This is a genomic window from Peptoniphilus grossensis (genome assembly GCF_001940285.1).
In the GTDB taxonomy this organism is placed as follows: domain Bacteria; phylum Bacillota; class Clostridia; order Tissierellales; family Peptoniphilaceae; genus Peptoniphilus_A; species Peptoniphilus_A faecalis.
The window spans coordinates 1,300,190-1,316,289 of sequence record NZ_MJIH01000001.1 but is presented as its reverse complement, the minus strand read 5'-3'; the positions used below and the strand labels follow the sequence as shown (position 1 = coordinate 1,316,289).

At 30.5% G+C, this 16,100-nt stretch carries 16 protein-coding genes and 2 pseudogenes; 9 read left to right on the top strand and 9 right to left on the bottom strand.

The genetic code is table 11. From position 1 onward, the window contains the following. Positions 1 to 121 precede the first annotated feature (121 nt). From BIV18_RS06335 to BIV18_RS06315, 5 genes are all read right to left on the bottom strand, one after another. Complete coding sequence (locus BIV18_RS06335) at positions 122 to 616, bottom strand: sigma factor-like helix-turn-helix DNA-binding protein (protein ID WP_075659807.1); 495 nt, start codon at positions 614 to 616, stop codon at positions 122 to 124. A 418-nt stretch (positions 617 to 1,034) separates the two neighbouring features. After that, positions 1,035 to 4,988 (bottom strand): type I restriction endonuclease subunit R, encoded by a 3,954-nt coding sequence (locus tag BIV18_RS06330; protein ID WP_075659806.1) that lies wholly within the window; start codon positions 4,986 to 4,988, stop codon positions 1,035 to 1,037. A gap of 12 nt (positions 4,989 to 5,000) precedes the next feature. Further along, a complete protein-coding gene (locus BIV18_RS10775; protein ID WP_075659805.1) occupies positions 5,001 to 6,248 on the bottom strand; it encodes a restriction endonuclease subunit S in 1,248 nt (415 codons plus the stop codon). Position 6,249: 1 nt separating this feature from the next. Further along, positions 6,250 to 9,003, bottom strand: a complete 2,754-nt coding sequence (locus tag BIV18_RS06320; protein WP_075659804.1) for a type I restriction-modification system subunit M — start codon at positions 9,001 to 9,003, stop codon at positions 6,250 to 6,252. 29 nt (positions 9,004 to 9,032) lie between these two features. Further along, positions 9,033 to 9,257, bottom strand: coding sequence for a type II toxin-antitoxin system prevent-host-death family antitoxin (locus tag BIV18_RS06315; RefSeq protein ID WP_075659803.1), 225 nt, complete (start codon positions 9,255 to 9,257; stop codon positions 9,033 to 9,035). A 170-nt stretch (positions 9,258 to 9,427) separates the two neighbouring features. Between BIV18_RS06315 and BIV18_RS06310 the strand changes: the two genes are divergently transcribed. The 9 genes and pseudogenes from BIV18_RS06310 to BIV18_RS10990 all read left to right on the top strand — a co-directional run bounded on the left by BIV18_RS06310 (position 9,428) and on the right by BIV18_RS10990 (position 13,230). Further along, positions 9,428 to 9,781, top strand: coding sequence for a DUF2116 family Zn-ribbon domain-containing protein (locus tag BIV18_RS06310; protein ID WP_075659802.1), 354 nt, complete (start codon positions 9,428 to 9,430; stop codon positions 9,779 to 9,781). Continuing rightward, positions 9,774 to 9,920, top strand: a complete 147-nt coding sequence (locus tag BIV18_RS10655; protein WP_178385779.1) for an SHOCT domain-containing protein — start codon at positions 9,774 to 9,776, stop codon at positions 9,918 to 9,920. The genes BIV18_RS06310 and BIV18_RS10655 overlap by 8 nt, the downstream gene beginning before the upstream one ends. A gap of 57 nt (positions 9,921 to 9,977) precedes the next feature. Next, positions 9,978 to 10,517: a recombinase family protein gene (locus tag BIV18_RS10345; RefSeq protein WP_178385778.1), complete on the top strand. Its 540-nt coding sequence runs from the start codon at positions 9,978 to 9,980 to the stop codon at positions 10,515 to 10,517. A gap of 30 nt (positions 10,518 to 10,547) precedes the next feature. Next, a pseudogene (locus tag BIV18_RS10340) lies at positions 10,548 to 10,988 on the top strand (recombinase family protein); the annotation flags it as partial. A gap of 5 nt (positions 10,989 to 10,993) precedes the next feature. After that, positions 10,994 to 11,377, top strand: a complete 384-nt coding sequence (locus tag BIV18_RS10335) for a hypothetical protein (RefSeq protein ID WP_083635542.1) — start codon at positions 10,994 to 10,996, stop codon at positions 11,375 to 11,377. Beyond that, positions 11,337 to 11,723: a hypothetical protein gene (locus BIV18_RS10330; protein ID WP_083635541.1), complete on the top strand. Its 387-nt coding sequence runs from the start codon at positions 11,337 to 11,339 to the stop codon at positions 11,721 to 11,723. Before BIV18_RS10335 ends, BIV18_RS10330 begins: the two co-directional genes overlap by 41 nt. Then, a complete protein-coding gene (locus BIV18_RS11000) occupies positions 11,683 to 12,366 on the top strand; it encodes a recombinase family protein (RefSeq protein ID WP_235860806.1) in 684 nt (227 codons plus the stop codon). Before BIV18_RS10330 ends, BIV18_RS11000 begins: the two co-directional genes overlap by 41 nt. A gap of 3 nt (positions 12,367 to 12,369) precedes the next feature. Next, positions 12,370 to 12,795: pseudogene (locus BIV18_RS10995) on the top strand (recombinase family protein); the annotation flags it as partial. 120 nt (positions 12,796 to 12,915) lie between these two features. Continuing rightward, complete coding sequence (locus BIV18_RS10990) at positions 12,916 to 13,230, top strand: hypothetical protein (RefSeq protein WP_235860805.1); 315 nt, start codon at positions 12,916 to 12,918, stop codon at positions 13,228 to 13,230. A gap of 64 nt (positions 13,231 to 13,294) precedes the next feature. Here the strand turns inward: BIV18_RS10990 and BIV18_RS06295 are convergent, their stop codons facing one another. The 4 genes from BIV18_RS06295 to hpf form a co-directional block, all read right to left on the bottom strand. After that, the gene (locus tag BIV18_RS06295; protein ID WP_075659801.1) at positions 13,295 to 14,272 is read right to left on the bottom strand and encodes a choloylglycine hydrolase family protein; all 978 of its coding nucleotides are present in this window, start codon (positions 14,270 to 14,272) and stop codon (positions 13,295 to 13,297) included. A gap of 292 nt (positions 14,273 to 14,564) precedes the next feature. Continuing rightward, positions 14,565 to 14,942, bottom strand: a complete 378-nt coding sequence (locus BIV18_RS06290; protein ID WP_075659800.1) for a hypothetical protein — start codon at positions 14,940 to 14,942, stop codon at positions 14,565 to 14,567. Further along, complete coding sequence (locus tag BIV18_RS06285; RefSeq protein ID WP_075659799.1) at positions 14,917 to 15,150, bottom strand: helix-turn-helix domain-containing protein; 234 nt, start codon at positions 15,148 to 15,150, stop codon at positions 14,917 to 14,919. The genes BIV18_RS06290 and BIV18_RS06285 overlap by 26 nt, the downstream gene beginning before the upstream one ends. Positions 15,151 to 15,571: 421 nt before the next feature. After that, positions 15,572 to 16,096, bottom strand: a complete 525-nt coding sequence (hpf, locus tag BIV18_RS06280; protein ID WP_075659798.1) for a ribosome hibernation-promoting factor, HPF/YfiA family — start codon at positions 16,094 to 16,096, stop codon at positions 15,572 to 15,574. Positions 16,097 to 16,100: the final 4 nt, after the last annotated feature.

The window sequence follows — 16,100 nt, the reverse complement described above, 5'->3', positions numbered from 1 at the left end:
GCTTGTTGCCATTCCCTCTTTGTTTTCCATGAAGATTTCCTCCTTCCTTAGGTGCTAGAAGGAAGAACCAAATATAAGATTTAGTTCTTAACCCCTTCACTAGCCCTAAGACAAAATCGACCTACTTGATTAGTTTTTCTTTCAATATTTTTATATTTTTTTTAATTCTCCCATTTATAGCACCTTGTGATAGATCTAAAATCTCTGCTAATTGTCTTTGGGTTAAATCTGTTCTAAAAACTAATTTCATGAGTTTTCTATCTTCCTTTGGTAATTTTTCTATTTCATCAGCTAGTGCTTCTAGCATCAAATGTTTTTCAGCTTGCTCTTCTACATTTATTTCAGACTCTATTTCAAAGTCTGTATCTTCCATACTTTGTTCTAATGAAATAATCATTTCTCCTTTTTCTGCCATTGTCTTAAACATTCGCTGACGTCTTTTTTGATATTTACGTTCTTCTCGATTAACTTCTTCATAAACTTTCTTACTAACTTCTTCTTGGTAAACATAGTAGGTCTGATCTCTTTTTCTAACTTTTATTAAATTATTTACATCTAATCCAAAGTCCTCTACCGCCTCTTTAGTCATAAGAGTCTCTAACATTCGCTTTTCCATATAAAAAGCCTCCTTTTGTCATCTCGTTTGAGATGCAAAAAGAGGCATTCCATAAGCTAAAGTTTTGATTTTGCACATGACAAATAACGGTAGCTGCATCGAAGAAAAATTAGTCTTTATCCACTAAATTCTATTCTTTTTGCATCTCCGTATTCGTGCGCACTCATACTTTTTGAGACTAATATTTTTTGTACCAACTAGTACATTTTTATTTTAACAAGTAGCTATTTTTCATCCGTTGAAGAAACTTCAACGGATGAAACGCTTTTTTAAGCCATTTTATGGTTATCACTTCTAAAAACCGCTCTTTTTTAAGGTTCTGCCGTTGAATAAACTTCAAAAAAAATTTATTTTTGCAAATAAAAAAGGACCAGATATTAAATCTGATCCTTAGTCGACTGGATATGTTTCTTATTTGTTAATTTTTCTTTTTAGACTTTGGGTATTTCAATAAATATTCCAAATTTTGATCTTTTAGCTCTTTAATAATCTCAGGATAATCCGTAGCCCATTTTAAATGTATTAACATATTATACGTGTTGTTATCATCTCCAGCTCTACCAGGTAAATCCTCATCTATTGTAACTTGAGCTAACTTAAGCATTTTCTTGCTTACCTTTGAAGGAATATGAATACCAAGGCAAGCCGATATAACATTCAATTTGTTTAAATTCTGGCCTTTTTGCATATTACTAATTGTTCTTTTATCAAGTCCTGTATCTCCTTGTAAGTTCTTAAATGAACAATCACAAATATTTTTACTCATCAGTTTTTTTAGAGAATCCCCAAATTCAAGATTATTTATAGCTTTTAACATTTCATTAGACATTTGATTGACAAGGCCATATTGAGTTAATAAGTCTTCTCCTATATATTCATAGTAATAAAATGTTTTGCTTGCTAATACTGACGGTAAAGTCACATATTTGAGTTGGCCGTTCTCATCTTCTACAAATTGTAAGAAACATTCTTCCTCATTTTCTTTGGCATAATCTGTTAAAGCATAACAACCTGTTGATTTCTTTTCAACATAGTCCTCTGTATTTAAGCATAAATGATTGTCAACAAATGCAAAACAATCACTCTCAATAATAGATGCTAAAGCTCCGCTTTCTTTATACCAAGAATTTAATTGTGCAGTTGAAACTTTAGTACTAATTTTTTTATCTTTTAAGTCTTCCTTAGTTAAAGAAACATCGATTTGTTTATACTCTTTCTTTTTATATTTTTCATTTAATGTTTCCTCATAGTCTATTTCAATAAACTGATCTTCTCCATTATTTAAAAGAAAGTGTCTTAAATATCCATCTATATACATAGGTAGACGTTTATTTGAATATGAATCACCATATGAATCTTCAAAGAATTTTTCTGATTTTTCTTTATCACAACTTTCTTTTAATTCATCGAAAGTTCCATATTCAGAAATATTATCCTCAGTTACTTCTTTCTTATATAAATATTTTAAAAGCTCCTCAGAACATCCTAACAATTTTACAACTCTTCTAATTTTATTGTTCTCAAGCTTTGCAAGCATTTCATTTATATAGTCGTTAAAAGTTTTATTTGGATTTAATTCAATATTTCCCGACTGAATATCATATATTAAAATACTAGCTAGCTTTTGCCTTTCTTGAGAAAGCATTGAAAATGATGCATGAAGTTCTTTTCTTAATTTCTCTACCTCTTCTTTAGAAACATCTTCTGCTAATAATTTGATATACTTTTCAAATCTAGAGTTCATATAGTCTTTATCTATTTTCTCGCTATCATGTTCTATAATTCGAGTATCTATATCAAAAGGAACTTCATCTGTTCCATGACCTCCACCACTCTTAGGTAATTCATTATATCTAGCTAGAAGTTTCAAATAGTCTTCTTCTGTAAAAATCACAGAAATTGTGGAATCTTCGGATTCATATTCTTTAATTTCCCAATCAAATCCCTGAATCAATGCAGCATCCAAATGTTTTGAAAATCTATTAAACTCTTTAGCAAATTTAGCTTTTACACTATTTTCTTCAGGTAGTTTTTCAAAATTTTCTATATATGAATTTTCAAAAAGAATCTTCATATCTTCGAAGCAATTATTCATATTTCTAATATTGCCAGGTAATTTATCAACAAATAATCCAAGTGGTATGTCTCCAGAATATGCTTTAACTGCTTCTTTTAGATTTCTATCCATTGTATTTGGTCTTCTATACCACTTTATAATTCCAAAAGGTTTTTCTTTTTTGTTGTAGATTCTGTTAGTTCTTGAGATTGCTTGGATTAAATTCTCATATTGAAGCATTTTATCAAGATATAAAGTATTAACTCTTTTAGAATCAAATCCGGTTAACATTTGATTTACAACAATTAAAATATCAATTTGTTCATCTCTATTGATGTTTTCATATGGTTCTTTATGTGAAAGTCGCCTACTGACATCTTTCCTAAACTTATCATACGTTGGAATTGTAAAAGACATATCATATTTATCATTATAGTCTTCCAGCATTTCTACAATCCCATCCTCTTTATCCAAAGAAGACTGTCCTTCATTATCAATACTAGGGTCAAACATGGCTGTAATATTAAGCTCAGGCATTTCTTTTTTCATAAGTCTATAATAATCTACTGCTTCAGGAATGCTTGAAGTTGCAAAAATAGCATGAAACTTATTATCATTACTATATAAAGGCCACTTACTCTTTATATCAGCAATCAAAGCCAGTCTGTATTCTTCAGTTTCATATTGTTCATTTGGAACATAATCTTCTATTCCCTTGACCCACTTATTATTTATTAATTCTTCACACATACTTACTTTTGAAGAATCCATAAATTTCATAAATACTTTCTTTTTCTTTTCATAAGCCATTGCTTCAGCAATGGATTCTGCTTTAGCTTGGTGTAAAGCAACCTTTTCTCTTATCTCTGAATCAGGATAAACTTTTACCATATATGGATCAAAGCCTAATACGTTTCCATCTCTGATACCATCAGATAGAGTATATCTATGGATTTCATCTCCAAATATTGTTGGAGTCGTACTGTCTTTCTTTATGTTGACTTCTTGAATAGGCGTTCCTGTAAATCCAAATATAAGTGCATTCTTAAATGTTTTCTTTATAGTAGTAAGCATCTCTCCAAAAGTAGACCTATGGCATTCGTCTATTATTATGACCATTCTCTTTTTAGATATATATTTAATATCGTCAATTTTTAAAACTTCTGAATCCTCACTAATATTAGATAACTTTTGAATTGAGGTTACTATAAGTGTATTATCATAGTCATTGCTTTTTAACTTACTAATTAAAATATTTGTATTTTCAGTAGCTTGTACGGATTCATCATCACTTTTAAATGCCCTATATTCATTTAATGACTGAACAGCAAGTTCCTTTCTATCTACAAGGAATATTACCTTATCGGCATCATTTGACGATGCAATAAGCTGAGCAGATTTAAAACTAGTCATAGTTTTTCCAGAACCTGTTGTGTGCCACACATGTCCACCTAGTTGTTTCCCTTCAAACCATGTATTTTTAGCTACCCTTTCTGCAATTCCATTTGCAGCATAATATTGGTAAGATCTCATTACTTTCAAAATACCATCACTAGAATCAGCAACCGTATAAAAACCTATCAATTGATGAGCCATCGGAATATTTAATAAATTAGCAATTACATCTGCCCAATGGTTTATCGGCTCATTATTAAAATCTGCCCAATGGAAATAAAAATCTTGATTAAATTTTCCTTCACCAGGATTTGCAAAATAAACTGTTTCGTCAGGTTGCATAGCTACAAATATTTGAACTAATGAAAATAATCCCTTGAAAATACCTTCATGTGAATATTTTTCAATTTGATTATATGCCTGACTAACTTCTATTCCGCTTCTCTTTAACTCTAAATGTATAACAGGCATACCATTAATAAGTAGCATCAAATCTCCTCTTCTATCATTTAAAATGGAAGATTTTGCTTTAAATTTTGGTTGGCTTACAATTTGATATCTACTTTCTCCAAAAGCTATTTCCTGCCTGTCATATATTTTTAGACTTACTTCCTTACCATAATGTAATTTATCGTCTGGATTGTCTCTCTTGATGGCTACGCTCTTACCATTAATAAAGCCATTGAGTTTCATAGGGCTTTGAAGAGCAATAATTTGCTCCAAAATTTGATCCATTTCAGTTCTAGTAAGTGGTACATCATTCAACTTATCTATTTGCCTATTATTATTAAACAGTATATCAGCCCAATTGTTTATAAGATCTTCTTCAGTCGGATAATAAATAACTTCTTCTTCCCATCCATACTTTATTAAAGTCTCAATAACAGCTTTTTCAAATTCAGCTTCTGTATTAAATTGCACTTATCTCACCTCCTAGACAAACATCTTGTCAAGTAACGATGACTTTACATTTTTTAATTTTTCTAATTTTTCCTTATTTAACTCTATGAGTTTATCTAGTTTAGAAAAATAGTCTCCTATAGCTTTTTGTTCGTCTCGTGAACTAGGAATTTTGATTGGTGTTTGTTTTCCACTTTCAATAGTATATGTTCCTACTGTTCCTATTCCAGATGATATTTTTATATACTTTTGAATTAAATTTCCATAAAATGAATAAAAAAGAAATTTCGGATCAATATTATTTTTGTTTTTAAACCATATCACATTACCATCTTTAAAATATATAGGTTGACTATTTTGTATTAACATCGGAACACCTATAGTTCCTACTCCTGTAACTAACAAATCACCAATCTTAACTCTTCCAGATATTGAAATGCATTCAATATATTTATCTTCTGTTATAAATATAGGATCATTTATCCTGATGTTTTTCGATCTTGCAACTATATCTCTTGCACGCAAAAAAGGGATACCGGATTTGACCCAGTCTTTTTGATGTATACGTTTAACAGATGTAACTTCCATTATTTTGCCAAGAACATTTTCTTCCCATTCTCCACTAAAACCATCAAATCTTATTTCAGGAGACGTTTCTCCTTCTTTTGGAAAGAGTTTATTTAGCATGGCTTTTTTAAGGTCAAGAAGTTTTTCATATTTTTGCTTTTGTAAAGATATAAGGTTATCTATATTAGCAAAATAATTTCCTATTTTTTCTTGTTCTAATTTCGAAGGAAAAAAAACTTTAATATTTTTTAATTTTTCATAATATAGGTTTGTTACGCTTCCGCCTTCTACTCTTTTAGCAAATTCATTTTGCATAGTGGCATTTAACATAATTGATGTGAATAGAGGGTTATTTTTAGTATTATATACTGAAATCATTTCTCCAATTGCAACATTTGGTATTGAAAGCCATGTGCAATGATTATAATCCTTAGGATCCTCTCCTACTCGGGGAATCAGAACTTCTGAACCATTGCTAAACCTTAAATTATCAGGTGAAATATTTGTATAAGAATAAACTTTATCTATTTTGGCCCCAAATTTGGTATATAGCTCTCCATATCTTATACATGGAATTGTCGCATCTTTCGTAACCGACCACTTCGGGCAGCTTCTACCATAGTAAAAAGTACCCTCATCTTCTAATGTGCTAGATGACCACTCTGTATCAAATTCCTTAAGTCTTATTTTCGGTACATTTTTATCATTTCTCATCTTATACCTCCAATAATTTTTGAAGTTCTTTTATTCCTGCTAAATCTTTTTCATTGCCGGTTAGCTTATCAGACATAGAAATAAATTCTTCTTGGTTATCATTTAGGTCTTCTTCTATTTCAACAAATGTCTTTGCATATTTTTTGTAAATAGCTCTTATATTTTCTTCAAGATTTATAAGAACATTTTTTCCCAATTCATCCAAACCCTTTACGAGTGGAGCTATCCATTTTTTATAAAGTAAGCCTAGGGACTTATCTTCATCTAAGTTTTCTATTAAATCTTTTGTTTTTAGATGAAGTTCTTCTCTCTTTATTTTTAAATCAGATTTTAAAGCAGTTTCTTCTTCAATTAAAAAAGTTACTTTTTGAAGCTTGCTTTCCAAAGAATCTTCCTCAAAGCTAAAAGTTTGTTGGATTTGTGTTATTCTTTTATTTATTTCTGTTTTTGTGTAAGTTCCACTTTTACCCTTTTCCATTAAATTCCAGTCAATATTATTATTTTCATTAACATATTGCTCTTTTTCCGCTTTTTTAGACAATTCGAGATATCCATTTAATATTTTAATTTCATCTGTTTCTATCTCATCACAAGCTTCTTTCATATATTTTTTGACTTCAGCATTTACAAAAGAAGAATTATCTTCCTTTACATAGTCTGCATCTTTTTCATCTTCTTCTAAAGAGTCCAGTATTTCTCCATATTCAGATGTTATTTCAGCAAGTCTAGCTTCTATTGTCCTTATTTCTTCTACATCATCTTTTAATAGATTTTCCTGAACTAATTCAAATGGCAGTATTCTACCTCTCCACCCTTCCTGAACTTCAGGAACTTCTTCGTCGCCTTCCTTTTTCTTCTTCACAACCATATTAGGATCAACTAAATTTATAATATCGAAGCCTTCATCTAGAATCATTTCGAGGTCAGTTTCTATAGTATTCCAGTTATTTGCAAATATTTGATATGCCTTATACTTATCTACTAATTTTATTGTTTCTAATCTTTCAAAGATGTTTTTTACAATTTTTTCTCGTTCTTCCGCTATTTCAACATCTAAAATCCCATCTATCAAATCTTCTTTAAGATTTTCTTCAAAACCATTAAATGCTTCTTTGTATTTTTTAATATATTCATGAGATGATTTATGTCCTTGTATTATATGATTTAACTCCTCAATATTTAAATCAAAGTATTCCCCATCTTTTGTTCTAAAAATTTCATCATCTAATCCTTTTAGTTCCTCCCAGTAGTCACTTAACTCCATGATTTCAGACTTTGGGATACCTCCAAACATGGTTGCATATAAATCATATTTTTCTATAGGTTCTGAAGAATCAACATAACGAGGGATGTTAAGATTGTATTCATTTTTTCTTATTTCATCTTTCGTAACTACCCTAGAGTATTTTTCAATACTAATCCTATCCCTTATAGTATCAGTTATTTTCCTAATGTCACAATCTCTTAGTTTGTTACTCTTTCCTGATTTTTCAAATCCTTTTGATGCATCAATTATTAGAACATCATTATTCTCTTTGTTATGTTTTAAAATCATTATTATGGTTGGTATACTAGTTCCAAAAAATACATTAGCAGGAAGTCCTATAATTGTATCTATTTTATTTTTTTCTATCAGATTCTTTCTTATCTCTCTTTCAGCATTTCCTCTAAATAAGACTCCATGAGGTAATACAATTGTCATAATACCATCTGGTTTTAAATGGTATAAATCATGGAGTAAAAATGCATAATCAGCCTTTCCTCTTGGTGCTACACCATAAAATTTATACCTTGGGTCATGCTCTTTGTTTTTAGGTGACCATTTTTGAGAATATGGTGGATTTGAAACAACTGCATCTACTTTTACAAGATTGTAAGTACTGTCTTTTCTATCATCTTCAAAAAATGGCCAATCATCTTCTAATGTATCTCCATTTCTTACATTGATATTAGCTGGTTTAATATCTCTCATAACTAAATTCATACGAGTTAAGTTATAAGTATTTTCTTTTAACTCTTGAGCATAATAATCTATCTTATTATCACTATCTAAATATCTGCGCATTGCTTTCCCAATGTTAATTAGCAAAGAACCACTTCCAGATGTTGGATCATAAATTTGGATTTTATCTCTATCTTTTAGTTCTTCTGCGATTATTTCAGACATCAAAACAGATACTTCATGAGGTGTATAAAATTCTCCTGCTTTCTTTCCAGCATTTGCAGCAAACATTGAAATTAAATATTCATAAACAAAACCTAAAACATCATAGTCTTGACTACCATCCATAGGAATTCTTTTTATTAAATTTAATAGCGATCTTGCCGCTTTGGTTTGTTTAGCAGCACTTTCTCCTAATTTAGAAAGTCCACTACTAAGAGTCTTAAAGATATTTTCAAAAACTTTCTTATAAGAACTATCAATGTTTCTATCAAAAGCAGATAACGCATCTCTTACATCTGCTATTTCAAAGTCTCCACCTTTAGATAGCCATGTTGAATATAGATTCTCATATGAAATAAAATATCCCAAGTTTTTTCTTACATATTCTGCATATTCTTCATCATCTTCATTTATCTTTTCAATATCTTCTTGTGACAATCCTTGATTTTTAAAAAATCTTAATTCTTTATCAGATAGATACTTATAGAAAATAAACCCTAAGATAAAGTCTTTATACTCGCTCGCCTCTATTTTTGAACGCATCTGATTTGCTGATTCCCAAATTGTAGATGCTAACTGTTGTTTATCCATATAATTCCCTCCATCACGAATATTTCAATTCATAAACTGTTGCTAATAAATATTAATGTCAATATCTTTTTTAATAATCTTTCATACTTTTCATTAGATATTATTACAGCTATTGGTTTTCCATGTTTTAAAACGAATGCTGTACTGTCTTCTTCTTCTATTTTTCTTATTATCTTTGAGGATTGTCCGCGATTGAAATCTGCTATGTTGTAGTGTTTCAAAGGTTTTATTCCACTATCATTTTTATTTGCCAATAGTTCACTCCTCCTAATCTTTTTATTTGTTATTACTTTAATTATAACAAAAAGTAATTACTTTTACAATCTAGATTTTAATGTTAAAAATCATTATAAAAGTAATTACTTTTATAAATTCCCTAACAAGATACCCATTTTTGTCTTAGGGCTAGTAGGAGGGATAATTTATGATTACTAGACTAAGACAAGCTGGATATAGCTATAAGGAAATTTCAGATGCCTTGAAAATATCTATTAATACTGTGAAAAGCTTTTGTAGACGAAATGGATTAACTGGTACTTCTGAAAAGAAAAAACACATATGTATAAACTGTGGTGCTGAGATTAATGAGAGTAAAAAGTTCTGCTCTTCCAAATGCAGACAAGATTGGTGGAACAGTAACCTGGATAAGGTAAACCGTAAGGCTTACTATAATTTCACTTGTTATTATTGCCATAAACCTTTTAATGCTTATGGAAATAAAAACAGGAAATATTGTTCTCACGAATGTTACATTAAGGATAGGTTTGGCCATGAATGATGAATTTAAGTTCTATACATCTTACCTATTTTTCCTAAAATTAAGAAACGCTGACATAATTTCTAACAAAGATTTTAAGAAAATTACAAAGAAACTTCTTGAAAAATATAAGGCTACAATAGTTCCTTTTATCCTCTAATTTACTTGACTTATAGCCAATTAATATTGATATATGGTAGTGAAAGGAGGAACTATTATGAAAAGAATACAAAAGATTGAGGCTACTCTACCTAAACTTAAAAAGAAAAAAAGAGTAGCTGCCTATGCCAGAGTTTCTGTTGCAAAAGGTAGAACTCTTAATTCCCTTTCACAACAAGTAAGTTACTATAATAATTTAATTACTAATAATAAGGATTGGGAATTTGCTGGAGTTTATTCAGACCTTGGTGTTTCTGGAGCAAGCGCTAATCGTAAAGGATTTCAAGAAATGCTCAATGCTTGCGAAGAAGGAAATATAGATTTAATTCTTACAAAATCAATATCAAGATTTGGTAGAAACACGGTCGACTTGTTAGAGATTGTAAGGCATCTAAAAAGTTTGGGTGTTGAGGTTCATTTTGAAAAAGAGAATATAAAAACACTCTCTGCAGACGGCGAACTTATGCTTTCAATTCTCGCATCCTTTGCTCAAGAAGAAGCGAGGTCCACATCTAATAATGTAAAATGGACCATTAGAAAAAAGTTCCAAGAAGGGAAGGTTAATTCCTATGTACTCTATGGATACAGATGGGACTGAGAAAAATTTAACTTAGTCCCTGAAGAAGCAGAAGTTATTAAATACTGTTTCGAAAATTTTCTTGCTGGAAAATCTGCTGAGACAACAGAAAAGGAACTTAGAGAAAAAGGTGTAAAAGGGCTTACTGGTAAGCCTCTACCAGCATCAAGCATAAGGGCTATTTTAAGACAAGAAAAATACACAGGAAATTCACTCCTTCAAAAAACATATACAGATTTTATAACTAAAAAGGAAATGAAGAATGAAGGAGAACTTCTTATGTATTGGAGCGAAAATACCCACCCCAAGATAATCGACTTAGAAGTCTATGAAAAAGTACAAAATGAAATGGCTAAACGAAGAGAACTCGGATCTAGAGCAAATATGTCTCTAAATGTTACTTGCTTTACTAGTAACATTCATTGTTCATGTGGCAGAAACTTCCAAAGGAATCAAAGAAATAAAAGAGATGGATCCAATGAAAAAATATAGTTTGGATGTGTGCTGGACAAAAAGATGCTAATAGAAAAGGTTGCATTAATCCATCAATACCAGAGTACATCCTCAAGAATAAATGTTGTGAAGTCTTAGGAATTGAAAACTTCTCGGAAGAAATATTCTACGAAAACATTACGGATATTAATGTGTTAGAGCCAGGACTTCTTGAATTTGTTTTTATAGATGGTAGCAAGAAAAAAGTAGAATGGAAATCAACTGCTAAGAAAGATTGGTGGACAGATGAAACAAGACTCGAATATGCAAAATTAAGACAAAACCCTGAGTTTTCTAGAAAAATAAAAAGATTTAATGACTTCTCAAGTTTCATAAAATGTGAGAAATGTGGCAAAAGTTACAGAAGACAAAAGCAAAAATATTGCTAACGGAGATGAAGCAATCTGCTACTATTGCTCTAGCCCATCCAGTGAATGCAAAAACTCAACCATCTACTTGACCGCTCTAGAAAATATTGTAGCTGAGGAACTAACCCTTTATAGATTCGACAGCAAAATAATGATTGATAAATTATCTAAAATCGGAATAAAGTATAATGTGATCTATTTCTATTATAAGGACGGAAAAATTACTAACAGAGAATATAGCAATCCAGTGCGTCCAAAACCTAAGCATTCAGAAGAAACAAAAAGAAAAATAGGTAAAGCAAATAAAGAAAGGTGGCGAGAAAAACATGAAGAAAAAAGTAACGACCATACCAGCAACAAAGACTAAATATTCATCAAAATCAAAAGTTCAAGTAACTAAAAGACGAGTAGCTGGATATGCTAGGGTTTCAACTGATTCTGATGAACAGTTTACATCTTATGAAGCCCAAGTAGACTATTATACGGACTACATTAAAAAACGAGCCGACTGGGAATTTGTTGGTATTTATACCGATGAAGGAATATCCGGAACCAATACCAAATACCGTGAAGGCTTTAACCGAATGGTAGATGATGCCTTAAATGGTAAAATCGACTTAATTATTACCAAATCGGTATCAAGGTTTGCAAGAAATACGGTGGATAGCTTAACAACGGTTAGAGAGTTAAAGGATAAAGGAGTCGAGGTCTATTTTGAAAAAGAAAACATCTGGACTTTTGATTCCAAGGGAGAACTCTTAATTACCATTATGTCATCACTCGCCCAAGAAGAATCCAGATCTATTTCAGAAAATGTCACCTGGGGACAAAGGAAGAGATTTGCTGATGGTAAGGTCAGTATTCCATATGGAAACTTCCTAGGTTATGATAAAGGGCCTAACGGTAACCTCATGGTTAACAAAGAAGAAGCAAAACTGGTAAAGAAAATCTACCGCTACTTTCTTGAAGGCAATACGCCTTTTCGCATTGCTAAAATGCTTACGGAATAAGGAATCCCAACGGTACAAGAAAAGAAGAAGTGGAGTCTAACCAGTGTAAAATCCATTCTAACCAATGAAAAATACAAAGGTGACGCTCTACTTCAAAAGTCTTTCACGGTAAACTTTCTAACTAAAGAGAAAAAAATCAATGAAGGAGAAGTCCCTCAATACTATGTAGAGAAAAACCATGAAGCTATTATTGAACCAAAGGTATGGGATTTTGTTCAAGACCTCTTAGCTAAAAATGTAAAATACAAAAGCCACCTCTTCTCCTCTAAGATTGTCTGTGGGGAGTGTGGCAGCTTTTATGGCTCTAAGACTTGGCATTCCAACACGAAATATAAAAGGACTGTCTGGCAATGCAATAATAAATATAAGAGCAAAGAAAACCCATGTAAAACTCCTCATCTTTATGAAAATGAAATTAAAGAAGCCTTTATTAAATCTGTAAATGAGTTAATAGCGAACAAGGGACATATCCTAGAGGATTTAAAATTAATAGAAGATACTTTTGACACCTCAGCCCTTGAGAAAAAACTTGAGAAGGCTATTCATCAGATGAACCTTGTTAAAAAAAGAATCGAAAAACTCATCGATGAAAACTCCAAAAGCAGTCAAGACCAAGTGGAATATGCTAAAAACTATTCAAAGCTTGTCGATATTTTCAATAAAGAAAAAGAAGCCTATGAAGATTTAAGTAGTCAAATTCAAGACAAGGAATCAAGAAAGCTAAAGTATGACTTCTTTATAAATAAACTAAATACGCTTGAACCTATTATAGAATTTGAACCAATACTATGGAACTTAATGCTCAATAAGATAGTGGTGCATGAGGATGGAAGTTTTGAGTTTGTGTATGAAAAAGGGATATAAATGCAAGATAACCTCTTTTAGGAATTAATTCCCTAAAAGGGGGTTATCTAAGAATAAATAAAACTTACCATCTCCTATCAATAAAATATTTCTTTCTTCCAGGATTGCCTTCGCATCGATACATCTTATTTTCTTTTAAAGCATATATGGAAGACCATATGGTATCAAATTGCTGACTTCTTTCATATTGACACATAAAGCCTTTTTTACCACTTAATAGTAACTTTATATCATTTACATCAAATTCATCATAATCTATACTCTCTAAAGTTTTATATCTTTCATTAGAGTAAATATCATCTTTAATTTCAGTTTTATATTTAACCATTTTTTCAGAAATAAAATGATTAGTTCTATAAATAACTCCACTGCTTTTTTGTTCAAAATATTTATCACTTGAATTAAGTTCTGCAAGTAACATTTCTCCAGTTTTGTCAATAACAATTATATTTTGAGATGAACCTACATCTACACTTTCTAAAAAAATTTTTGCTTCATCTACTGTTGAACATTTTTCTAAAATATATCTAATTAAAAAACCAGCGTTAAGTCCCACTCCTTTTACTGTTGGATAAACAAAGGTTAATCCACAAGCCAAACCCCTATCATTTATTCCATCTTCCATTTGAATCATAGCTGTTGTGTTCCCAATAAAAGAGTAATTATTATCTAGTCTATATAAAGCACTATCAGTTAGATTTTTTATACTCTTATCAAAATCACTATTTCTTGCAAGAAATATCCCCTTTAAATTAGAAATACCGATACAAGAACAATATGTATCTTCCGTAAATACATACATTGATGCTAAAAACGCAAACACTACTTTGAAATCTAATTTCAAACCATCTGCAAAGCCTCTTATCTCATCTAAAATTTCTGGGTAAACTTTATTATAAACATAGAATGCCTCTTTTGAATATTCTAATTTATCTGAACTTATTAGTCTATCGAAGCTTGGTATTTTCCCATTTTTAAAAAGTAATACTCCGTATTTAAATCCAGCTTCATAATGACTACCTTTCCATCTTGAATGATACATTTTATTCCTCCGTAGAATAAGTATCTTCTAATAAAAAATTTTTGTCAATGATTAAAAAATAAAGAACAGTCCATGTTTAAGTACTAAACCTAGATATGAGTTTGCACACCACCATTCCCATATCCGTTAAAAGGTATAAAGTTATCTACCTACAAGGAGTGTGCATGAACAAACTATTTCCATTTTCAAGCAATAAAAAAAGCCTTGATTTTACTCTCGTAAAAATCAGACTACACCTAAAAGGCTTGAAATGCCCACTTTCTATGGTATTAAATTGTATCAATAAAGGTGTTTACATTTCTATATAGATACACTTAATTTTTCCTGCATATGAGTTTAACAAATGCTTTAAGGCGTCAATATTATCTCCGACTATGTAGAGATTTTCGCTATTCTCATTCTCTTCTTTAGAGTTATGTTCTACATCTGGAGAAATATAGGTTTCTGATTCCAAGGAACTTAAGTATTTGGCATAGGACTTGCCTAAAAATTTGAGTTCATATCCTTCTTTGGATATATCTATTTCTTCTTCTGACAAAAAATCTTTAAATATATTAAGCTTGAATGCACCTTCTTTTGAGAAAAATTGTGGAAAGTCTTTTTTAAATTTTTCCATTTTTCTACTATTTGGTTTCTTCTCTAGATTATCTTTTAATTTTTGACCAATCATTATTTTCCTCCACTCTGTATTCAAGTATCTCAGATATATCACATTTAAAATATTTACAAATTCTACCCAATATTTCCATACTCACATTTTCATCTCGTCCCATTTTTGCTATGGTTCGAGGTGTTGTTTTTATGGCTTTTTGTAGGCCTTGTTTATTCATTTTTTCATCAATTAATTTTTTCCATAATTTATCATAAGAAAATCCCATAATCCACCTCAGGGTACATTTCATTTTGTATAGTTTTTCTATAAAATTATATCACACATTCAAACTCAATATTTACAAATTTATTGAGACTGATTTTTACTTTTTCTAATCAAGATTATCCCTTTTGTCTTATTCAAGTAGAGGAGAAATATATTTTTTAAATAACTGGAAAACCTCATTTTAAATTTCCTATTTAGATAGGATAAATAATTAATCAAATGTATTAAAAATGTCCTGCGTCTATTTGAGAAAGTTATTTATAAAAATCATGTACTCCTCCTATCCTATAAATATTCGTGGACTTATATTGATTTGGAAAAATTGATATATAAAAATCGGCACAAAGGTAAATGCCTTCATGCCGATTAAATTTAAGGGACTAAATCACTAATTAAAAGCCCTTAAGCGTCCTGATATTATTTTAAACTTCAATTTTTCCATAATTTCCATCTTTTCTCTTATAAATTACAGAAACTTCGTCAGTATCTGCATCTAAAAATACATAGAAATTATGATTTAAAAGTTCCATTTGAAGAATTGCCTCTTCTTCGTTCATTGGACTAAGTTCGAAATTTTTTCTCTTAACAATTTTATTTTCTGGTTCTTCTACTTTTTCTTTTTCAACAATTTCGTCGAACCTAATAGTTTCGTTGTTTTGGTATCTTCTCTTTAATTTAGTCTTATGTTTTCTAATTTGCCTAGCAAGTGCATCCACAGCGTTGTCCATTGAAGAGTACATATCGTCTGTAGTTTCTTCTGCTCTAATAATTGTCTTTGGTAAAAATATTGTAACTTCCACAGTTTGTTCTTCTCTTATTGTTGAGAATACAACCCTTGCTTCAACTTCTTTTGAAAAATATTTATCCAATTTGGAGAATTTTTTCTCTGCCACATTCTTCAAAGATTCTGTAAGTTCAATGTTCTTTCCAACAAAGTTCAATAACATAAAG